This is a genomic window from Cupriavidus sp. SHE, assembly GCF_000812445.1.
Lineage (GTDB): Bacteria > Pseudomonadota > Gammaproteobacteria > Burkholderiales > Burkholderiaceae > Cupriavidus > Cupriavidus metallidurans.
Genome location: NZ_JWMB01000041.1, coordinates 34206 through 56058 on the forward strand (window position 1 = coordinate 34206; position 21853 = coordinate 56058).

Consider the following 21853-nt stretch of genomic DNA (forward strand, 5'->3'; position numbering starts at 1 on the left):
CGGGGTTTCCTTTCAAGACAGTCCACCGATGCGGGCCTTGTGCTCCGCAGGGATGGCCGTTTGTCCAAATTCTCCGAGTGGCCATGAAGCCGGTATCAAGAATCCCTCATACGATCCCAAGTCGCCTCTGTCAGGTGAGCGCAGTCGTGTTCTCGATGTTCGCGGGAGCGGTAGCCACGCCCGCCATGGCCACGTCCGTGGACGCGCCGGTGGGCGCAACGATCGCCGCCGTGGAGTTCAACGATAGCTTTCTTTACAACCCTGACGGGAAGCGGCTGGACATCTCCAGATTCAATCAGGGCAACGTCGCGACGCCAGGCAACTACCGTGCCGATCTGTACGTCAATGACATCTGGCTGGGCCGCGCCGAAGTCAACCTTCGCGCGATTGGGGATGACGCACACAACGTGCAGCCTTGCTTCGACCACGACATGCTCGAACGTATGGGTGTCGACCTCGCCAAGCTGTCGCCAGAGGCAAGCGTGCGGCTCCAGGAAGGGTCAGGCTGCGAGCAGATCCCCGAACTGATCCCCGCGGCCACCGCGACGTTCGAGACCGGAGAGCAACGTCTTGACGTGAGCATCCCTCAGCTCTATATCAGGCGTTCGGCGCGCGGTTACGTCGATCCGAAATACTGGGATGACGGGATTCCCGCCGCGCGGCTGCAGTACAACGCCAATGCCTACCATTCGGAGAGCGCGGGTGTCTCATACACGCAAGGCTTCGTGGGGCTCGACGCCGGTTTGAACCTTGGGCCATGGCGGTTCCACCACAACGGTAGCCTGTCGTATAGCGGTGGCGGAGGGCAGTCAGCCGCCACGCACTACCAGTCAGTGCAGACCAACCTGCAGCGGTCGATCAACGAGATCAAGAGCCAGCTCACGCTGGGCGATGCCTTCACCGATGGCCGGATGTTCGACAGTTTTGGCTTTCGTGGTGTCCAGCTGGCGACCGATGACCGCATGTATCCGGACTCGCAACGCGGATACGCGCCGACGATCCATGGCATCGCCAACACCAATGCGCGGGTACAGATTCGCCAGAACGGCAACATCATCTACGAAACCACGGTCGCACCAGGCGCGTTCGAGATCAACGATCTGTATCCAACCGGCTATGGCGGCGATATTGACGTGGTGGTGACGGAAGCGGACGGGTCGCAGCATGTCTCCCGCGTGCCGTTCGCGCCGGTTGCCAATGCGCTGCGCCCGGGCGTGACGCGCTATGGTCTGACGGCCGGGCAGTTCCGCAATACCAGCATCTCAAGCAAGCCCGGCGTGTTCCAGGCCACGATCCAGCGCGGCCTGTCGAACATGTTCACCGTCTACGGTGGCGCGCTGGTGTCCGAGGGCTACTGGTCCGCGCTGGCGGGTCTGGCCATGAGCACGGACTTCGGCGCGATCGGCCTCGATGTCACACAGGCGTCGACACACCTGACCTCGGAGCCGGATCGTAGCGGGCAGAGCATCCGGCTGTCGTACAGCAAGCTGGTTGCCCCGACCAATACCAACCTGACGCTCGCGGCCTATCGCTACTCGACGCGTGGCTATCTGGGCTTTTCGGACGCGGTGATACTGCGCGATCTCGATTCGCGCGGGCTCGGCTTTTCCGCGGTGGGCACGGTCCGTGGCCGGCTGCAGGTGATGGTCAATCAGATACTTTCGGCGGGATACGGCAATTTCTATCTGTCGGGATCGACGCAGGACTACTGGAACCGGGACGGCCGGGACACGCAGTTCCAGGCCGGTTACGCCAACATCTACAGGGGTGTCAGCTACGGGATCTCGGCGGCCAGGCAGCTCAGCCTCAATACCGGAAAATGGGACAACCGCGTGATGCTGACCCTGACGCTACCGCTCGGCAAGACACCGTTCGCGCCGTACTCGTCGACCAGCGTCCAGAAGGACTCGCGGGGTGCGACCAGCTTGCAGGAGACCCTTTCCGGCACGCTCGGCGCCGATCATGCGCTGTCGTACTCGCTCTCCGCGAATCATGCCAGCGGTGGCGACGCGCCCACCAACAACAGCGCCAGCCTGAACGCATCCTACATATCGAGGATGGCGACGCTATCGGGCAACGTGAGCAAGGGCACGAACTACACGCAGGCGGGCGTGGGTATCTCAGGCGGTGTCGTGGCTTACCAGGGCGGCGTCACGTTTGCCCCGCGCTTCGGCGATACCGTCGCGGTCATTGAGGCCAAGGATGCGGTGGGCGCCCAGGTGCTCAACGATACGGGCCTGCGTATCGACCCATGGGGGCACGCGGTGGTCTCTAACCTGACCCCGTTCTCGCGCAACGAGATCAATCTCGATCCGAAGGGGTTGCCACTGAACGTCGAACTGAAGTCGACCATGCAGAACGTTGCCCCGACGGCTGGCGCCGTGGTGAAGGTGCTGTTCGAAACCGATAACCCGGGCCGTGCCGTGGCGCTGCGCATCAAGCTACCAGACGGCAGCCCGTTGCCGTTCGGCGCGGAAGTGCTGGACGACAGTGGCCGGTCCTTCGGCACGGTGGCTCAGGGTGGATTGGCGATCCTGCGTGGCGTGAAGGACGACAGCGGAACGTTGCTGGCCAAGTGGGGCGCGGGTCCGAAGGATTCGTGCTCGCTGTCCTATGTATTGCCCGGCGTCGACGCGGCCCCTGCCGGGTTGGTACAGGCAGGTGTGGAGTGCCGGCCGAATCCGTGATCGTCACGGGGCGGGGGCGTGGTGAATGAGGCGTGGAGCGACGTCAGATCGTCTCCTGCTGCTACGGCAGTGGCGCCGAGGCCATGCCGGGCGTCGGTTCTACAGGCGTGGCCGGCATTGGCATTCGCCTGGGAAATTCTGGCGGACAAGCGATGACGAATGCTGCGGTGAATACTGGGATTGAAAATGATTAGTGAAATTGTAGAGAGCGTCTTCAGAAATCTGCCGACTGGCAGGAGCCGTTCCCATCGGGTGCCAGCGTGTCGGCACAACAGAACCGGCACCATCTACTGCCTTCTTGTAAGGATGCTTGCCGTTCTGGCTTTCGCAATGGGAATGCAAACCTCGGCACACGCCGCGGCCTGCACGAATACAAGCGGCTTACCGAATGCGATCAGCTACCCAGGCACTGTCGCCGTATCGTCCAACTTGCTGCCAGGAGATACCATTCCAGGCACGGTGCGCACATTCTCAATGTCGGGGACCTGTACCATTGGCTGGGGTGGGCCGATGACGATCCAGGTGGGCAGTTCCATCGTTGCGTGCACCCGAGATGGTGGCTCGACGGAAGTGATGCCAGGTGTCTATACGACTGGCGTTAGTGGAGTCGGGATGCGACTACGCAACAGCTCTGGAACCCCCATCGTCAACGGTTCCGGGCAGGCCTGCTTCTCGTCCATTGCGCAGATTGGTGCGGGAGGCAGTTACAACTTCTACGGCACGTTGGAGTTAGTCAGGATCTCGGGCCCGATTTTGAATGGGTCGGTCATGAACAACGCGGCCTGGGCGTTTGGTGTCTATAACACCAACGGTTTGCTCAACGACGACAGCATCGATGCCAGCCAGATTTATCCGGCTGGTGCCATTACGCTGAAAAGCATCGCCTGCACACCCACTTTCCCGGCGGTGGTGCAGCTCCCGACGATCAATCAGGGGGCACTCTCTGCCGGAAGCGCAGGGGCCACGGCATTCGCCATCGGGCTCAGATGCGACACTGGCGCCCAGGTCGGTATTTCGCTCGATGCCGCTGCAGGATTGAGTGTGATTGATGCGAACAACGGCATATTGAGCGTGCAGACCGGCGGTGGGGGGGGCGTGGGCGTGCAGATCGTCGACCAACGCCAGGTTCCTGTGCGCTTGCAGTCGCGCGTCGATATGGGCACGATCAGCGCCAATGTGCAGAACAGCTTTCCCTTTATGGCGCGCTACATTCGGCTCGGGACCGTAACGGCAGGTGCCGTGAGTTCTGCAATGACCTTCACGTTTGACTACCAGTAGGCCCTGACGGGCTTGAGTCTTGTCATGACAGGGCTCCGCCCCTCGGCCTTCCCACGCACACGCCGATGCCTGTTCGAACTTGGCCTCATATCGCCAGTTGGCGTTGGCGGCCGGCGGGTGATCGACCCGCGCGGCACGCCTTGCGCCCAGGGGCAAGCCGGGAGCCGTCGCGTGAGCGCCGTGCCCCCTTGGCATGACGAAGCGTTAGCCCTGGCTCGCCGTGGCGGCGGCCTCGTCGATGAACGCTGCGATCTCCGCAGGCCGGGAGGCCAGCGATGCATGGCTGGCGTCCAGCGTGATGACCTTCCTGGCGTTGAGCCGGGCGGACATCATGGTCTGGTTGGCCGGCGCAATCATTCTGTCTTCGCTGGAGATCTGGTACCACGATGGCTTGGTCTTCCAAGCCGGGACGGCGATGGTGTCGCCGAAGGTGCTGGCAACGGGCGCCTTCTGGGTGACCGCCATGACCAGCGCCTCGTCGGCGGATAGATCCTGGCAGAAGCTCTCATGAAACTTGTCAGCCTTCAGCCACAGATACCCGTCGCTGTCGGGCGCAAGGTTGGGCGCTGCGGCCGGCAGGCATTGCTGTGTGATACCGCCGGGACTTTCTCCGGCATCCGGGGCGAATGCCGCGATATAGACGAGTCCCACCACATTCGGCTGATTGCCCGCCTGTGTGATCACGGCGCCACCGTACGAGTGGCCCACGAGCAGCACGGGGCCCGCCTGCTGCGCAATCATCTTTCGGGTACGTTCGGCATCGTCAGCCAGCGAGGTCAGCGGCATCTCGACGGCGTGAAGGGACGTATGGCCCTTGCGCGCAAGCTCGACGATGACTTTGCCCCAGTGGGCGGCGCCTCCCCAGAACCCATGTACCAGAATGATGGTGGGCTTGTTGCTCATGATGCGACTCCTGTCTGTCTACGGTCTTGCTGGTCACCGAGGTCTTCGACGTGCGCGGCCCTTCGGCGGGGGCGAACCGCGCTCGCATCCGGTCCGCGAATTCGGATCCGGAATGCCGGAACAACTATAGAAGCCGGTTACCGATGCATGCCAGCCATCTGCATGAGCAGGCGGAGCACCAGGGCTGCCACGCCCAGCCCGGCCACGCTGCAGGTCCAGATGAGCAGAAGCCAGCCAGTCCGGCGCGCCCAGTCAGGTAAGTGCGACATGTCGGGTCTCCTAGTGGTAGCCATCGCCGACGCGGACCTTGCCGCGGAACACGTAGTAGGACCACACCGTGTACATCAGGATGAACGGAATCACGAACAGCGCGCCGACCAGCGCGAAGCCCTGGCTTTGCGGCGGCGCGGCGGCGGCCCAGATCGAGACCGATGGCGGCACGATGTTGGGCCACACACTGATGGCCAGGCCGCTGTATCCCAGAAAAACCAGCCCGAGCGTGAAGAGGAACGGTTGCGCATGGGTGTCTCGGCGCAAGGCACGCAGCAGGAGCACGGCGCACAGCAGCACAAGCAGGGGGACCGGCGCGAACCAGAAGAGGTTGGGCAGGCTGAACCAGCGTTCGGCGATGCGTGGCTGGGCAATCGGTGTCCAGATGCTGATGACCGCGATGATCGCGAGCAGCGCCCACACCAGCCGGGACGTCAGGGCTTTCATCCGGTCGTGCAGCGGGCCCTCGGTCTTCAGTATCAGCCACGTGCCACCCAGCAGCGTGTAGGCGACGACCACGCCGACGCCGCAGAACAGCGGGAACGGGGCGAGCCAGCCCATGGAGCTGCCCACGAAGGCGCCGTCCTTGACGGGCAGGCCATCGACGTAGGCCCCCAGCGCCACCCCCTGGAAGAACGCGGCCACCAGTGATCCGCCCATGAACGACAGATCCCATACCGGGCGTTCGCGGTCGTTGGCCTTGAAGCGGAATTCGAACGCCACGCCACGAAAGATCAGCCCCAGCAGCATCAGGACGATCGGCAGGTAGAGCGCGGACAGGACCACGGAATAGGCCAGCGGGAACGCAGCCAGCAGGCCCGCGCCGCCCAGCACCAGCCAGGTCTCGTTGCCGTCCCAGACGGGCGCCACCGTGTTCATCATCACATCGCGGTCATGCCGGGCGGGCACGAACGGAAACAGGATGCCGATGCCGAGATCGAAGCCGTCCATGACGACGTACATCATCACGCCGAAGAAGATGATCAGAATCCAGAGCAGAGAGAGATCGATACCCATGATGTCAGCTCCTTGCTTCCGCGGGGTTCAGGCGCGTGTCGTCGTCGATGGCCGATAGCGGCCGCGCGGGTTTGTGGTCCGTTGGCGGTTTGGCATCGGATTCGAACACGTCGCCCTCGGACGGCTTCGGCCCCTTGCGTACCAGCCGCAACATGTAGGCAATGCCCACGCCGAAGACGAAGAAGTACGTAATGACGAACAGCGCCAGTGAGATCGTCAACTGCGTGACGCTGTGCGGCGTCGCGGCATCGGCCGTCCGCATCAGGCCATACACCACCCAGGGCTGGCGGCCGATCTCCGTGGTGAACCACCCGGCGAGCAGGGCGACCAATCCTGTGGGACCCATCCAGAGCGCCAGGCGCAGGAAGCCGCGATGTTCATACAGCCGCCCGCGCCAGCGTAGCCATTGGCTCCAGAGGCCGAGCAGGATCATCAGCAGGCCCAGGCCAACCATCACGCGGAAGCTCCAGAACAGGATCGCGGCATTGGGTCGGTCTTGCGGCGGGAAGGACTTCAGGCCCTTGATCTGCCCGTCCAGCGTGTGCGTCAGGATCAGGCTGCCCAGGCGAGGGATGCCGACTGCGAAGCGTGTTTCCTCCCGCTCCATATCCGGCCAGCCGAATACCAGCAACGGCAGTGGCTCGTCACCGTGCGATTCCCAATGGCCTTCCAGCGCGGCGATCTTCGCGGGCTGATGTTCGAGCGTGTTCAGGCCGTGCATGTCACCCACCACGGCCTGGATGGGTGCGACGATCAGCAGCATTCCCATCGCCATCGACAGCATCTTGCGGATGGCCGGATTGTCGTTACCGCGCAGTAGATGCCATGCGGCCGATGCAGCGACGAACAGCGCGGTGGCAAGGAAGGCCGCGATGCTCATATGCACCAGGCGATAGGGGAACGACGGATTGAAGATCACGGCGAGCCAGTCGGTCGGCACCACGCGGCCATCGATGATCTCGAATCCCTGCGGGGTCTGCATCCAGCTATTGGACGCCAGAATCCACGTGGCCGAGATCAGCGTGCCCAGTGCCACCATCAGCGTGGCGAAGAAGTGCAGCCCCGGGCCGACCCGCTTCCAGCCGAACAGCATGACGCCGAGGAAGCCCGCTTCAAGGAAGAAGGCCGTCAGTACCTCGTACGCCAGCAGGGGGCCGGTGATGCTGCCCGCGAACTCGGAGAAGAAACTCCAGTTGGTACCGAACTGGTAGGCCATCACCAGTCCGGAGACCACGCCCATGCCGAAGTTCAGCGCGAAGATCTTGGACCAGAAATGGTAGAGGTCGCGATAGACGGTGTTCTTGGTGCGTAGCCAGCACCCTTCCAGCACGGCCAGATAGGACGCCATCCCGATCGTGATGGCCGGAAAAATGATGTGGAACGAGACGGTGAAGGCAAACTGAAACCGCGCCAGATCAAGGGCTTCGAATGCAGACATGGACAAATTCTCCTGGGCTCATCCCGATCCGCGCCTCGCCTGTCTGGCGGCTTGCGACACCGTGAGCCCGTGGCAAATACTCCATACAGTTATAAACTGTATGTGTTTGTGTATGGACTGTATGCGTATACTATGCCTCGGGTTCCGGGTTTGCAATGGACGATTGAAGGAAGTCGACGATGAGTGACACGAAAGGCGAACGCCGTGTGGATTGGCTGCGCCCGCTGACGCCGGGCGCCGGGCCGCGCTACGTGCAGATCGCGGACCTGATCGCGCGGGCGGTGCAGACGGGCGAACTCGCCGTGGGCGACCAGATCCCGTCGCAGCGGTGGCTGGCGACGCAGCTCGGGGTGGATCTCACCACGGTGACGCGTGCCTATACGGAAGCACGCAATCGCGGCCTGATCTCGTCGTTCAGCGGGCGTGGCTCGTTCGTCGCGGGCGTTGGCGAGGCGGGCGATGAGATGCGTATCGACCTGTCGATGAACACCCCACCGCAGCCGGCCAGTGGAAACATGGGGGACGCGCTCAAGTTGGCCATTGACGAAGTGCTGGCACGGCAAGGCATCGAGGCGATGTCCGCCTACCAGGACACGTGGTCCGGCGCCTCGATCGTCCAGGCGGGCAGGGCGTGGCTGCGGCCCGCCGTTGGCGCGATGGCCGGGCAGCAGGAACTGATTGTCTGCGCGGGTACCCAGGCCGCAATCTTCAGCCTGTTGCAGTCGCGCACGCAGCGTGGGGATGCCGTCCTTGCCGAGCCGCTGACCTATCCCGGCTTTCTGCTTACCGCGCAGCAGCTCGGTTTGCGTGTCGTCGCGCTCGAAGTCGACCAGGATGGGGTGTTGCCGGACGCGATCGAACGAAGCCATCGCGAAACCGGCGCGCAGGTGATCTACCTGAATCCGACGCTCCAGAACCCGACTGCGAGCACCATGCCCGAGCACCGGCGCAAGGCCATCGGGGCCATGCTGCGCAAGCTCGGCATGACGCTGATCGAGGACGATCCCTACCGCTACCTGCTCAACGACGCGCCGCCGCCGATCGTCACCTACGAAGGGGGAGAGCGTGCGTACTATCTGACCTCGCTGTCGAAATGCCTCTGGCCGAGCCTGCGCACGTCGTTCGTCCTGTTGCCGCGCCAGCACGATGCCGCAACGCTGCAGGATGCATTGCGCGCCTCCAGCATGGGATGTTCGCTATTGCTGACCGCGGTGGCCGAGCACTGGATGCGCAGTGGCCAGGCCAGGCATCTGATGATCGACATCCAGCGTGAAGTGCGCGCGCGGCAGACGCTGGCGCGCAACCTGTTGCCGAAGGACGTCAACGCACATCCCACCGGTCTGCACTTGTGGATGACGCTGCCGGCCCACTGGAATCGCCAGTTGTTCGCGCTCGCGCTCGAGCAGCAGGGCGTGCTGGTGGCCTGCTCGGATGCGTTCAGCGTGGATGCGAATCCCGTGGATGCGGTGCGTCTGTCGGTCGGCGGCGCGCGTAGCCAGACGGATCTGGCTCACGCGTTGCAGCGGATCGCCACGTTGCTGCGGGAGGATCGCCGTCGCGGCGTGCGGGCCATTGTCTAGTTGTGGTCCAGCAGCGCCGGGCACCCGTCTGGCGCGTTGCTCCGGAGCCGTGATCCGTCATCCATACGGAGCCTGGGTGTATGGATGGAAACGGTGATATTTGCCGATGCCTCGCCTTTGTCGGGTACGTCACACGGCCGCACTACCGTGCACGCGTTCTTCGGCCGTCTTTCCATATAAATCGATTCATCAGCGATAGGGGAATATCGCTAAATCGCGCTAATTTGTCGCAATCCCTTATTGATGAAACGTTTCATTGTTGTTAGAGTCGTCCCCACAAGTAGACAGACGGCGGAGAGCAAGCCACGCCCGCCGCGCATAAGGAGACGACGGATGACGATTGCCCGCAGGGATGTCCTGGCCAATACGCGCACGCGTGCCGGCAGGGACATGCCATGACGACCTCGCGCTGGAAGCAGCGGCCTGCCGCATCGAACTGGGGCGATTTCGGTCCCGACGATCAACTGGGGTCGCTGAACTACATCACCCCCGACGTGGTGCGCAAGGCGGTGCGGGAAGTCCGCACCGGGCAGAGCCTGTGCCTGAGCCTGCCGCTCGACTATCCGGGTGGCAATGTGCTCAACCCGCGCCGACATCCGCCGCGGCTGCGGCCGACTGAGCGCGACGGCCGGCTCGTTTACAACCTTCCGCTATCGACATCGGCGCACGAACATACCGATGTGCTGTGCGATGACTCGGTGCTGCTGCACACGCAGTACTCGACGCAATGGGACAGCTTTGCCCACGTCGGCCATCGCTTCGACGTGCAGGGCGACGGCAATCCGGTGGCGGTCTACTACAACGGCTTTCGCGCCGGGGTGGATGTGGTGGGGCCGGGCGATCCCGAGGGCCGGCCAATGGGCGCCCATCGGCTCGGTATCGAGACCTTCGCGGTCAAGGCGATCCAGTCGCGCGGCGTGCTGGTGGACCTGCTCGCATCGTGTGGCCGCGAGCGTGTGTACGTCGGCTATGACCATTTGATGCGCGCGATGGACGCGGCGCGCGTCGAAGTCGAGCCCGGCGACATCCTGTGCCTCTACACCGGCTTTGCCGACATGCTGCTGGAAATGGAGCGTCAACCCGATCCCCATTTGCTCGAACGAAGCTGCGCGGTGCTCGACGGCCGCGATGCCAGGCTGCAGCAATGGATCGTCGACCAGCGCATCGCTGCGCTGTGCGCGGACAACTACGCGGTGGAGGGCATTCCCGCCACGGCGGCATCCATGCCCTGCGCGCGCCTGCCGCTGCACGAGTTGTGCCTGTTCCGCTATGGCATTCCGCTCGGTGAGCTCTGGTATCTCGCGGAGCTTGGCGCTGCGCTGAAGGCGGAGGGGCGCACACGCTTCCTGCTGACCGCGCCGCCGTTGCGCCTGCCGGGCGCGGTGGGCTCGCCAGTGACGCCCGTGGCAACGATCTGATTCCGTTTCGACAAGGAACACCATGGATTTTTCCAGGCATGGCGGCACGCTGGCCGGCAAGCGCATTCTCGTCGTCGGTGGCGGGCAGGGTGGTGACGAGCACATGGACGAACCGGCCGGCAATGGGCGGGCCGCCTGTTGCCTGCTTGCCCGCGAAGGGGCGCATGTTGCCTGCGCGGACCGTTCTGGGGCGGCGGCGCAGCGCACGGTCGCACGCATCGTCGCGGATGGTGGACGCGCCGCTGCCATCGAGGCCGATGTCTCGCGCACGGCAGATATCCACGCGATGATTGACCAGGCCATCGAGGCGCTGGGCGGCCTGGATGCTCTGGTGCTCAACGTCGGCATTAGCCATCGACTGCCGCTCGCCCGGCTGACCGAGGAGAGTTGGGATGCTGTCCTCGGCATCAACCTCAAGGCACACATGCTGTGCGTGCAGGCGGCGTTGCCCCGCATGGCGGAGGGTGGTGCCATCGTCTTCGTTTCGTCGGTGGCGGCACGCCGGCCGAATGGGCGGAACCCTGCCTATGAAGTCTCGAAGGCCGGCCTTGGCGCGTTATGCCGCGCTGCGGCGCTCGAAGGCCAGCCAAGCGGCATCCGCGCCAACGTGGTCATGCTCGGACTTATCGATACCCCGATGGGGCGGGCGGCATCGGCTGCGCGGCCGGACCGTACCAGCGCGCCGCTGCCGTTTGGCCGGCAAGGCACCGCGTGGGAGGTCGCGGCAGCGATTCGCTTCCTGGTGTCGGACGAATCGCGCTATGTGAATGCGATCGAACTCCCGGTGGATGGCGGGTTGTCGGCCGGCATCCAGCTTGCGCCGCGCACCTGAACGACTGATCTCGAGGAACAACCGGAGATGAACTTGGTTTCGACCCTGTCGCGGCTTGGCCGCATGATGGCGATGGTTGCACTGTTCACGGCCGCCGCGCCCACGCTCGCGGCCGACAACTGGCCATCACGGCCGATCCGATTCGTCGTGCCGTTTCCGGCGGGCGGCACGGCCGACCTGATCGGGCGCCTGATCAGCCAGCAGTTGGCGGAGATACTCGGCCAGCCGGTCGTGGTGGAGAACCGTGCCGGTGCCGGCGGCAATATCGGCGCGGCGATGGTGGCCAGCGCGGCGCCCGATGGCTACACCTTGCTGCAAGGGACGATTGGCACGCATGGCATCAATCCCACGTTGTACCGTCACCTGAACTTCGATCCGCAGAAGGACTTCGAGCCCGTGGCGCGTATCTCGTCGGGCACCAACGTGCTGGTTGTGAATCCCAACGTGCCGGTGAAGAGCGTGCAGGCGCTGATCGCGCTGGCGAAGAAGGAGCCGGGCAAGCTGATGATGGGGTCGTCGGGCAGCGGCAGCAGCATTCATATGTCGGGCGAGCTGTTCCAGTACATGACCGGAACCAGGTTCACGCACGTGCCGTACCGCGGTGGCGCGCCAGCGATGACCGACCTGCTCGGCGGGCGCGTGCAATTGATGTTCGATAACTCGCCGACGGCGATTCCGTACATCCAGAAGGGCACCCTGCGGCCGCTGGCAGTGACCAGCGCCAAGCGGCTGCCGGCGCTGCCCAACGTGCCCACGATGATCGAGGCGGGTGTGCCCGACTACGTGGTGTCGAGCTGGAGCGGCATCTTCGCGCCGGCCGGCACGCCGCCCGCGATCGTCGAGAAGCTGAACCAGGCGGTTGCCACCGCGTTTCGTAGCGAGAAGTTGCGCGCACGCTACGCCGAGGCCGGTATCGAGATCGAAGTCATGACGGTGCCCGAATTCAGGACGTTCGTGCAGAAGGAAGTCGAGCGCTGGGCGACCATCGTCAAGGCATCGGGTGCCAGCGCCGACTAACCGGTCATCGCTTTCTTGTGAGGCGATTCAGTGCCGGGCAACGGGCGCGCACGACTCGCGCAGGATCAGGTCGAACTGGATCAGCGCCTTGCGTGGCGGCAGGCTGGCGTCTCCTTTGGCGGCCAGGCGTGAAAGCAGCATCTCCACGGCCTGCGCGGCTACCTCGTCCGTTGGCGTGCGCAGCACGGTCAGCGGCGGATCGTAGGTCTGCGCGAAGTCGGTATCGCCGATACCGATCACCGAGACGTCCTCCGGCACGCGCAGGCCTTGCTTGGCGATCGCGCGCAGCGTGCTGGTGAGCGTGTGGGTGCCCTGGGCAAGGAATGCCGTGGGCGGGTCAGGCAGTTGCAGCAGCCGCGTGACGTCGTCGAACGCGGAGCTGGTGGGTGTGGGTTCCTGCAGGATCAGGTCCGGTACCGGGAGGCCGGCGGCCTTGAAAGCGGCCTTGTAGCCTTCGATCCGCCGGCGCACCGGACGGCTCTTGACCTGCCATAGCGCCAGCGCGATGCGCGTATGGCCGAGTTCCACCAGATGATGGATCGCGGCCTTCACGCCGGCCACATGGTCGAACAGCACGGCATCGGCTTCCACTGCCAGGTCGCGGTCGTAGATCACGGCCGGCATCGACAGCCGGCGCACCGCATCGAGCACGCCCGGATGTCGCTCGTTGCCGGGCGCCAGGATAACGCCGTCCATCCCGCGTAGCTGGAACGTCTGGATGATGTCGATCTCGCGTTCGGCATCGTTGAGGCCATTCGCCAGCAGCAGCATGTATCCCTCGCGCCGGAAATGTTCCTCGAGCGCGCGGAAAGCGCGTGCGTAGAGCGGGTTGGCCACGTCTGAAAACATGCAGCCAATGGTCTTGCTCGTGCGCGAACGCAGCGATTGCGCCGCGTGGTTGGGGCGATACCGCAGTGCCGCGATGGCGCGATCGACGCGCTCGCGCACGTCCGGCGTCACGTTGGCGGCGCCATTGATCACGCGCGACGCGCTACCGACCGATACACCGGCCAGGGCAGCGACGTCACGGATGCTGATCTGCTTTTCTGCCATGGGATTCCCTGAAGTTGCCGAAGAGTATAACCGACGGCCAGAGTGGTCCGGCCGTGGATGAAAATGGCAAAACTCCGCTTGATGAAACGTTTCATTGCTGCATATAATCGGCCGACGACAACAGGAGACAGGATCGCAATGAAGACACAGGAAGCCCATGTTGGCGGCACCATCGGTGAGATGATCGTTCACGGCATCGACCGCTATCCGGATCGCGTGGCATTCATCGACGGCGATGCCCGCATGACCTACCGCGCGCTTGGCGATCGCATCAGTCAGGCCATTGCCGCGTTTCGCGCGCTGGGTCTCGTGCGCGGCGATTGCGTGGTACAGCTCTCGGGCAATCGGCCCGAGGTGTTTGTCGTGATGGCGGCCGCCTACCTGATGGGGTTGCGATCGGTGACGCTTCACGCGATGGGGGGTGTCGACGATCACGCTTATATCGTCGACGACGCCGAAGCACGTGTGTTCATGGCCGATCCCGTCTACGCCGAGCGCGCGCTGGCATTGCGCGAGCGCTGCGCGGGGGTGGCGCACTGGTTCGGTCATGCCGACGTGCCGGGGTTGCCATCGTTCTGGGACCAGGCGGCATCGTTCGCGCCGGCACGGCTGGTGCCTGAAGCGCTGACCACGGACGTGATCCGGCTAGCCTATACCGGCGGCACCACCGGCAAGCCGAAGGGTGTCATGCTCGCCAATCGCTGCGTGTGGATGCAGGCGGTGCTGCTGCTGGCCGCGCGGAGCCTGCCCGATGATCTGCGGCTGCTGTGTCCGACGCCGATTTCGCACGGTGCTGGCGCGATGATCGTGCCCACGCTGTGGCGCGGCGGCACCATCATCCTGCAGCACGGGTTCGACGCCGAGCGTTTCATCGACGCCGTGGAAACCCATCGCGCCAGCATGACGTTCCTGGTACCGACCATGATCTACACGCTACTCGATCATCCACGCGCGCGCACGGCTGATTTCTCTTCGCTGCAAACGCTTTCCTATGGCGCGTCGCCGATGGCGCCCGCGCGGATCCGCGAGGCCATCGAACGGTTCGGCCCGATCCTGGCGCAAAGCTATGGCCAGACCGAGTGCCCGAGCAATATCCTGCAACTGACCCAGGAGGATCACATGCGCACCGACGTGGACACGTCGACGTCCGCGGGGATGCCATATCCGGGTGTGACGGTGGCCCTGTTGGATGACAACGATGAACCGGTTGCGCCGGGCAGCGTTGGCGAACTCTGCGTGCGCAGCCCGCTCGTGATGGACGGCTACTGGAAGCAGCCGCAGCTGACGGCATTGGCACTGCGCAACGGCTGGCTGCACACGGGGGACATGGCCTACCGTGACCAGTTCGGTTACTACTACCTGGTCGATCGCAAGAAGGACATGATCATCTCGGGCGGATTCAACGTCTATCCGAAGGAGGTCGAGGACGTCCTGACTGGTCATCCAGGCGTCGCGGCCGCTGCGGTGATCGGCGTGCCCGACGCGAAATGGGGCGAGGCGGTCAAGGCCGTTGTGGTGCCGAGGCCCGGCGCGCAGCTCGACGTGGAGGCGCTGCGCGCGCTGGTGCGCCATGCCAAGGGCGCCGTCAATACGCCCAAGACAATCGATTTCGTCGATGCGTTGCCACTGACCGCGCTTGGCAAGCCCGACAAGAAGCAACTGCGCGAACGCTACTGGGGCGGCATGGGCCGCGCCGTCAACTGATTACGGAGACACGCGATGGAACAGATTCCAGATCCACAACCGGCCAGCCGGTCCCTGAAGGGCCGCGTGGCGATCGTGACCGGCGCGGGGTCTCGCGCCGATGGCATCGGCAATGGCCGCGCCGCTGCCATTCTGCTGGCGCGCGATGGCGCCCGCGTAGCGCTGATCGACAGCGTGCGCGAATGGGCCGAGGTGACGCACCGGATGATCGTGGAGGAGGGTGGCGAGGCCGAGGTCATCGCCTGCGACGTGAGTCGTGATGAAGATTGCCGGAGCGCCGTGGCGCGCGCGGTGGAACTCTGGGGGCGCGTCGATATCCTGGTCAACAACGTCGGCATCGGCGGACCGCAAGGCACTGCCGAGGACGTCGATCTCGAAGCGTGGGATCAGGCGCTGCGCATCAACGTGACCTCGATGATGTTGATGGCACGTCATGCGATTCCGCACATGCGCGCGCAAGGCAAGGGTGCGATCGTCAACGTGGCGTCGGTGGCGGGGCTGATCGGCGGGCATCCGAGTCTGCTGTATCCGACCTCGAAGGGCGCGGTGGTCAACATGACACGTGCCATGGCCGCGCATCACGGCGAACAGGGCATCCGCGTCAACTGCGTGGCGCCGGGAATGGTCTACACGCCCATGGTTTATGCCAAGGGGATGTCGCCAGAGAAGCGCGAGGCACGCCGCAATCGCTCGTTTCTGCGCACCGAGGGCAGCGGCTGGGATGTCGGGCAGGCCATCCGGTATTTGGTCAGCGACGAGTCTGGCTGGGTGACCGGCGCGGTGTTGCCGGTGGACGCAGGCGCCACGGCGGGCCGGCATTCGTATTGAGGAGAAGGGTGATGTCGAATTTGAATCTGTTGAGCCGCTGGGTGCGATGGACTGTGGGTGCGAGCCTTGCGATGGCCGGTATGGCCAACGCGGCGGACTACCCGACGCGGCCGATCACGCTGGTGGTGCCGTTCGCGGCGGGTGGCATTTCGGACAACCAGTCGCGGCTGATCGCCCGCAAGCTGTCCGATGCGTTGGGCCAGCCGGTGGTGGTGGAGAACCGTCCTGGCGCCAGCGGCATGGTCGGCGCCGAGTATGTCGCGCGTGCGCCGGCGGATGGCTACACGCTCTTCTACGGCACACACGGCACGCAGGCCGCCAATCTGGCGCTGTATCGCAACGCGCGCGTCGATCCGTCGCGCGAGCTGCGGGGCGTGCATTCGCTGTTCCGGCAGTCCGCCATTCTGATGACCAATGCCACATCGCCCTACCGCTCGGTGGCCGATGTCGTGAAGGCCGCCAAGGAGGCGCCCGGCAAGCTCAACTTCGCCTCGGCGGGGCAGGGCACGCAGACGCATCTGGCAGCCGCGCGATTCGAGCAGGCCGCCGGCATCAAGCTGACCCATGTTCCGTACAAGGGCCAGAGCCCGGCCATGGCTGATCTGCTGGGTGGATCGGTCGACATGATGTTCGACTATCCCGAAACTGCGCTGCCGCAAATGCGGGCTGGCAAGCTGCGTGCGCTTGCAGTCAGCGCGGGCAAGCGGCTCGAGGTCATGCCCGACGTGCCGACGATGGCCGAGTCCGGCTATCCGGGTGCGGCATTAGAGGGATGGTCCGGCATCTTCGTGCCGGCGAAGACGCCCGATGACGTCGTCGCGCGGCTATCGTCCGAACTGGACAAGGCCACCAACGCGCCCGACGTGACGGCCTCGATGGCGCGCATCGGCAGTTTTCCGATGGGGCTCGCCGACCGCAAGTTCCAGGCGTTCGTTGAGTCCGAGGTGCCGCGCTGGCGCAAGATCGTGCAGGATTCGGGCGCGCAGCCCGAGTAAGACAGGAGACGTCATGCTGAACAGTGCGATCGGCGGTGGGGATGCCGACCATATCAAGGTGCGCGGTTACGATCTTGTCGATGACCTGATGGACCAGCGGGATTTCATCGACGTGCTGTGCCTGGAGATCCTCGGCGATTTTCCTGACGCCAATCTCAAGCGCATGATCAACATGTTCCTGGTTACGTCGAGCGATCATGGGCTGACGCCAAGCGCGCTGTCCACCCGGCTCACACTGCACGGCGCGCCGGAGTCCCTGCAGGGCGCCGTCGCGGCGGGCATTCTTGGCGCGGGCAGTCGCTTTCTCGGCACGGTGGAGTACAGTGCGCGCTTTCTCGCTGGCGTTGCCGCAGACGTCGGCGCGGACTGGACGGCTGAACACATGCGGGCAGCAGCGGAAGCGGCCGTGGCACGCAGTCGCGCCTCGGGCAAGCGTATTCCAGGCATTGGCCATCCGATCCACGTCGGGGGCGATCCGCGCTGCATCAAGCTGCTGAAAGTGGCGGACGAGTGTGGCTACCAAGGGCGCCACTGCGCGTTGGCCCAGGAGATCGCGGCAGCGGCCACACGGGCGGTGGGCAAGCCGGTACCGCTCAATGCCACGGGCGCCAAGGGGGCGATCCTGCTGGATATGGGCATGAGCCCGGAATTTGGCAAGGGTCTCACGCTGATCGGGCGCGTGGCAGGGCTGGTGGCCCACGTGATCGAGGAGCGCGAGCATCCGATCGCGCAGGACATCTGGGATATGGCCACGGCGCAAAGCCATCGGTGAGGCCACGTGGGACGCCTTCGCGGGCCGCCGCCGACGCCGGGGCCGACATTTTTGTCAGCGCTATGGCAACATGGGGCGTCCTGCGTCAGCGTGCGGCAGCTCTCGATTGCACTGCAACATGACTTGAAAGACGTCCGCGCGCGTCTACGATCAAGTCAGGACAGTTCGGCGTTGGCAGGTTTCAGCTCGCATGTGGCGCCGGAGATACGTCTCGCTTGTCAGTCCAACCCTTTGGTCAGGAGGAGTTGCCCATGAGTCCCATGGACCAGCAGACACCGCCCGCGGGCGCATCCGAACGCAGGGCCGCCATCATCGGCAATGTGAACCAGAAGCCCGGCAAGTGCGGGCCGTTCGTGATGGCCGCCGACACCCTGGAAGGCAACAAGGTCGTGGACCCTGCCGGCGACGAGCTCGGCACGATCGACCACATCATGCTGGACATCGTTGGCGGACGGATTGCCTATGCGGTGCTGGCGATGGGCGGGTTCCTTGGCATCGGGGAAAAGCTGCACGCGCTGCCCTGGTCAGCGCTGACCCTCGATACGCGCCGCAAGTGCTTCGTGCTGGGCGTCGAAAAGGAACGTCTCAAGGCGTCGCCAGGTTTCGACAAGGAACACTGGCCCACCATGGCCAACTCCGAGTGGGCCACCAGCATTCACGAGTACTACGGGATCTCTCCGTACTGGGAGAAGGACGGCTACGATCCCTGGGCCTGAGATGGCACCCGCGTGACGAGCAGGTTGGTGACGCCGAGAATGCCCGGCGGCGTTGCCGCGGCCTGCGCGATGCGGCGGGACAGGTCCGAGTCTTCCACGCGCCCGGTGATCGTCACCTGGCGGTCTACCACGTGCACGGCAACGCCATCAGGCATATCGCCGCCGCACGCCTCGGCAATACACGTGCCGATACGCTCACGTAGCAGTTCATCTTCCTCGTCGGGGCTGGTCCAGGTGGATGCCTGGATTTCGGTCTGCATCATGGCAGTTCCTTGCAGGTGGTGAGGTACGCGTTGCTGGTATTAACGACGTGTCACGGACCGGCGGCATCCTTGTAGGACACCGCCGGCGGGTAGCGCCCTGGTAGCGCTTTAGAGGCGCTATCAAAATGATTCTGGCGTCGTTGCGCGGCCTTGCCGTACTACTTGTACTGTCTGCGGCCGCGCGTCTAGCCAGAACCGCTTCGCTTCATTTTGATAGCGCCTCTTACACTGTAGTCCTAATGCGGTTCCACGGCGGTTTCATGGTGGCCGCATCGTGGGCCCGTTGCCGGGGCGCGTCAGAATGCCGCGCTGTAGATCGCGAATGCGTCGGCCTCGGTGACCTCGCGCGGATTGTTGACCAGCAGGCGTGTCTGCAGCATTGCATCGCTGGCCAGACGGCCCAGATCATTTTCCTTGACGCCAACCTCGCGCAATGTGCGCGGGATGCCCGTGGCCAGCACCAGTCCCTCGATATGGGCGATCAGCGCGGCTGTCTTGGTTTCGCAGCTACCGGTGGTGCCCGGCAGTATCACGTCGGCCAGTTCCGCATACAGCTTGCTGGCTGCCGGCGCGTTGAACTTCATGACGTGCGGCAGTACTAGCGCGTTGGAGAGCCCGTGCGCGACATGGAAGATGCCGCCGATCGGATAGGCCAGCGCGTGCACGGCCGCCACCGGCGAATTGGCGAAGGCCTGGCCGGCGAACATCGCGCCGAGCAGCATGGCTTCGCGCGCGCCGTGGTCGTGGCCGTTGTCGCAGGCAAGCATCAGGTTCTGCGATAGCAGTTCCAGCGCGCGCACCGCCAGCATGTCCGAGATCGGGTTCTTCAAATGCGCGCTTGTATAGGCCTCGATCGCGTGCACCATCGCGTCGATACCGGTGGCTGCGGTTGCCGCGCGCGGCAGGCCAAGCGTGAGTTCGGCGTCTAGAATGGCCAGGTCGGCCAGAAGCTGTGGCGCCACCACCCCCATCTTGGTGGTCTCTCCCGTGGTGACGATCGACACTGCAGTCACTTCCGAGCCGGTGCCGGCGGTGGTCGGCATCTGCACGAGCGGCAGCCGCGTGCCCGTGACCTTCTTCACGCCGTACATGTCCTTGAGCGACTGCGCGGCAGGAAGCAGCACGGCAATCAGCTTGGCGACGTCCATCGACGATCCGCCGCCGAGCCCGAGTACGACTTCCGCATTGGCCTGCCGCGCGCGCTCGGTGGCCTCGAGCACGATGTGCTCGGGCGGGTCGGCGATCACGTCGTCGATCAGGGTCACCTGCCAGCCGTGCTTGCCCAGGTCATCGAGCGCCGGCGTCAGCAGGCCGCTCTTCGAGAGGAAGCCGTCGGTTACCACGCAGAGGCGTTGCGATTGCGGAAAGGCCTCGCGCAGCAACGCTCCCAGCCGGCGCGCGGCGCCAAGCTCGACGATGACCGTCGGCACGGTCTGGAAACGGAACGGGTTCATGGGGTCTCCGGTGTGTGGTTTTCTGGGTTGTCTTCCCTCTCCCCTGTGAGTGAGCGGGAGAGGGGGACTCAATCACATCTGCAGGCAAAGATACTTGATCTCGAGGTATTCCTCGATGCCGTGGCGCGAGCCTTCGCGGCCGACACCGGATTGCTTGATGCCGCCGAACGGTGCCACCTCGTTGGAGATCAGGCCCGTGTTCAGGCCGACCATGCCGTACTCCAGCGCCTCGGCGGTGCGCCATGCGCGCGAGATGTCGCGGGTGTAGAGATAGGCGGCCAGGCCATACTCGGTGGCGTTGGCGGCGGCAACGGCTTCGTCGTCCTGCTTGAAGCGGAACAGCGGTGCCACCGGCCCGAAGATTTCTTCGCGCGCCATGCGCATGTCGGCGGTGGCATTGCCGATCACGGTCGGCGTGTAATACGTGCCGCCGAGCGGGTGCTTGCCGCCACCGGCCAGTACCTTGCCACCCTTGGACGTGGCATCCTCGACCAGCGAATTCACCTTCTCGATCGCGGCGTCTTCGATCAACGGGCCGATCACCACGCCTGCCTCGAGCCCGTTGCCGACGCGCAGCTGAGTGGTGCGCTCGGCAAACTTAGCGGCGAACGCATCGTAAATGCCGTCCTGGATGTAGAAGCGGTTCGCGCACACGCAGGTCTGGCCGCCGTTGCGGTACTTGGCGACGATCGCGCCTTCCACGGCCGCATCGACGTCGGCATCGTCAAAGACGATGAACGGCGCATTGCCGCCGAGTTCGAGCGACAGGCGCTTGATGGTCGGCGCCGACTGAGCCATCAGGATGCGGCCCACTTCCGTCGAGCCCGTGAACGACAGCTTGCGCACGATCGGGCTGGCCGTCAGCACGCCGCCAATGTTCCGGGCGTCGCCGGTGACAACTTGCAGCACGCCTGCCGGCACGCCGGCGCGATGCGCGAGTTCGGCCAGCGCGAATGCGGACAGCGGCGTCAGTTCGGCCGGCTTGATCACGATCGCGCAGCCAGCGGCCAGCGCCGGCGCCACCTTGCGCGTAATCATCGCGGCCGGGAAGTTCCACGGGGTGATGGCGGCGCACACACCCACCGGCTGGCGCAGCGTGACCAGCCGTTTGTCGGCGGCAGGCGTGGCCAGCACTTCACCGTCCACGCGCTTGGCTTCCTCGGCGAACCACTCGATGAAACTGGCGGCGTAGGCGATCTCGCCCTTGGCTTCGGACAGCGGCTTGCCTTGCTCGCGCGTCATCAGGTAGGCCAGGTCGTCGGTATTGGCCAGCATCAGGTCGAACCAGCGGCGCAGGATATTAGCGCGCTCCTTGCCGGTCTTTGCCGCCCAGGCTTTCTGGGCGACTTCCGCGGCAGCAACGGCGCGCGTGGTCTCGGCAGCACCCAGGTCGGCCACCCGGGCGATGACCTCGCCAGTGGCCGGGTCCGTGACGTCGAACGTGGCGCCCGAATCGGCGCCGATCCATTGACCGTCGACATAGGCCAGTTGCTTGAACAGCGAAGGGTCCTTGAGTTGCATGGCGAAATCCTCGGGTTGCATTCGTCGGGTTTGCGGTGTTTAATATCGTTCAATAGATTGAACGATATTCGATATGCGGAACGATGGAATATCTTACGCCCTCGTCG

Annotated in this window: 19 protein-coding genes; 11 read left to right on the top strand and 8 right to left on the bottom strand. The window is 64.6% G+C overall.

All coding sequences use genetic code 11. The annotated features are described in order from the left end of the window. Positions 1 to 83 precede the first annotated feature (83 nt). Together RN01_RS19995 and RN01_RS34685 are read left to right on the top strand one after the other, a co-directional pair. Positions 84 to 2687: a fimbria/pilus outer membrane usher protein gene (locus RN01_RS19995; RefSeq protein ID WP_024570506.1), complete on the top strand. Its 2604-nt coding sequence runs from the start codon at positions 84 to 86 to the stop codon at positions 2685 to 2687. Between the two features lie 612 nt (positions 2688 to 3299). Further along, positions 3300 to 3965, top strand: a complete 666-nt coding sequence (locus RN01_RS34685) for a fimbrial protein (protein WP_017512133.1) — start codon at positions 3300 to 3302, stop codon at positions 3963 to 3965. Between the two features lie 204 nt (positions 3966 to 4169). Here RN01_RS34685 and RN01_RS20005 read toward each other — a convergent pair whose 3' ends face one another. The 4 genes from RN01_RS20005 to RN01_RS20015 form a co-directional block, all read right to left on the bottom strand. Further along, positions 4170 to 4868 (bottom strand): alpha/beta hydrolase, encoded by a 699-nt coding sequence (locus RN01_RS20005; RefSeq protein ID WP_017512132.1) that lies wholly within the window; start codon positions 4866 to 4868, stop codon positions 4170 to 4172. A 137-nt stretch (positions 4869 to 5005) separates the two neighbouring features. Then, positions 5006 to 5137 carry a DUF2474 domain-containing protein gene (locus RN01_RS33190; protein ID WP_008651019.1) on the bottom strand — a complete coding sequence of 44 codons (132 nt, stop codon included), beginning with the start codon at positions 5135 to 5137 and terminating at the stop codon, positions 5006 to 5008. Positions 5138 to 5147: 10 nt separating this feature from the next. Next, a complete protein-coding gene (cydB, locus tag RN01_RS20010) occupies positions 5148 to 6155 on the bottom strand; it encodes a cytochrome d ubiquinol oxidase subunit II (RefSeq protein WP_008651020.1) in 1008 nt (335 codons plus the stop codon). Between the two features lie 4 nt (positions 6156 to 6159). Further along, positions 6160 to 7593: a cytochrome ubiquinol oxidase subunit I gene (locus tag RN01_RS20015; RefSeq protein WP_017512131.1), complete on the bottom strand. Its 1434-nt coding sequence runs from the start codon at positions 7591 to 7593 to the stop codon at positions 6160 to 6162. A gap of 179 nt (positions 7594 to 7772) precedes the next feature. Here RN01_RS20015 and RN01_RS20020 point away from each other — a divergent pair, with 179 nt between their 5' ends. The 4 genes from RN01_RS20020 (at position 7773) to RN01_RS20035 (ending at position 12440) form a co-directional block, all read left to right on the top strand. Beyond that, positions 7773 to 9173 (top strand): PLP-dependent aminotransferase family protein, encoded by a 1401-nt coding sequence (locus RN01_RS20020; RefSeq protein ID WP_024570508.1) that lies wholly within the window; start codon positions 7773 to 7775, stop codon positions 9171 to 9173. A 395-nt stretch (positions 9174 to 9568) separates the two neighbouring features. Further along, positions 9569 to 10591 carry a cyclase family protein gene (locus tag RN01_RS20025; RefSeq protein WP_017512129.1) on the top strand — a complete coding sequence of 341 codons (1023 nt, stop codon included), beginning with the start codon at positions 9569 to 9571 and terminating at the stop codon, positions 10589 to 10591. A gap of 22 nt (positions 10592 to 10613) precedes the next feature. Then, entirely contained in the window at positions 10614 to 11423 is an 810-nt protein-coding gene (locus RN01_RS20030) for an SDR family NAD(P)-dependent oxidoreductase (protein WP_024570509.1), read from the top strand. A gap of 27 nt (positions 11424 to 11450) precedes the next feature. After that, complete coding sequence (locus RN01_RS20035) at positions 11451 to 12440, top strand: tripartite tricarboxylate transporter substrate binding protein (protein WP_017515119.1); 990 nt, start codon at positions 11451 to 11453, stop codon at positions 12438 to 12440. A gap of 27 nt (positions 12441 to 12467) precedes the next feature. Here RN01_RS20035 and RN01_RS20040 read toward each other — a convergent pair whose 3' ends face one another. Continuing rightward, positions 12468 to 13493 carry a substrate-binding domain-containing protein gene (locus tag RN01_RS20040; RefSeq protein WP_017515118.1) on the bottom strand — a complete coding sequence of 342 codons (1026 nt, stop codon included), beginning with the start codon at positions 13491 to 13493 and terminating at the stop codon, positions 12468 to 12470. Between the two features lie 138 nt (positions 13494 to 13631). Between RN01_RS20040 and RN01_RS20045 the strand changes: the two genes are divergently transcribed. From RN01_RS20045 to RN01_RS20065, 5 genes are all read left to right on the top strand, one after another. After that, positions 13632 to 15197, top strand: coding sequence for an AMP-binding protein (locus RN01_RS20045; protein ID WP_024570510.1), 1566 nt, complete (start codon positions 13632 to 13634; stop codon positions 15195 to 15197). Between the two features lie 15 nt (positions 15198 to 15212). Then, a complete protein-coding gene (locus tag RN01_RS20050; protein ID WP_011519369.1) occupies positions 15213 to 16025 on the top strand; it encodes an SDR family NAD(P)-dependent oxidoreductase in 813 nt (270 codons plus the stop codon). Positions 16026 to 16036: 11 nt separating this feature from the next. Beyond that, positions 16037 to 17020: a tripartite tricarboxylate transporter substrate binding protein gene (locus RN01_RS20055; RefSeq protein WP_011519368.1), complete on the top strand. Its 984-nt coding sequence runs from the start codon at positions 16037 to 16039 to the stop codon at positions 17018 to 17020. 13 nt (positions 17021 to 17033) lie between these two features. Next, positions 17034 to 17792 (top strand): citryl-CoA lyase, encoded by a 759-nt coding sequence (locus tag RN01_RS20060; protein WP_017513157.1) that lies wholly within the window; start codon positions 17034 to 17036, stop codon positions 17790 to 17792. Positions 17793 to 18043: 251 nt separating this feature from the next. Beyond that, a complete protein-coding gene (locus tag RN01_RS20065) occupies positions 18044 to 18508 on the top strand; it encodes a PRC-barrel domain-containing protein (protein WP_011519366.1) in 465 nt (154 codons plus the stop codon). Here RN01_RS20065 and RN01_RS20070 read toward each other — a convergent pair. From RN01_RS20070 to RN01_RS20080, 3 genes are all read right to left on the bottom strand, one after another. Continuing rightward, on the bottom strand, positions 18490 to 18771 hold the full coding sequence (locus RN01_RS20070; protein WP_008651028.1) for a BON domain-containing protein: 282 nt from the start codon (positions 18769 to 18771) through the stop codon (positions 18490 to 18492). The two genes, RN01_RS20065 and RN01_RS20070, sit on opposite strands and share 19 nt — an antisense overlap. Positions 18772 to 19067: 296 nt before the next feature. After that, positions 19068 to 20225 carry an iron-containing alcohol dehydrogenase gene (locus RN01_RS20075; RefSeq protein ID WP_024570511.1) on the bottom strand — a complete coding sequence of 386 codons (1158 nt, stop codon included), beginning with the start codon at positions 20223 to 20225 and terminating at the stop codon, positions 19068 to 19070. 72 nt (positions 20226 to 20297) lie between these two features. Continuing rightward, positions 20298 to 21746 (bottom strand): NAD-dependent succinate-semialdehyde dehydrogenase, encoded by a 1449-nt coding sequence (locus tag RN01_RS20080; RefSeq protein ID WP_024570512.1) that lies wholly within the window; start codon positions 21744 to 21746, stop codon positions 20298 to 20300. Positions 21747 to 21853 lie beyond the last annotated feature (107 nt).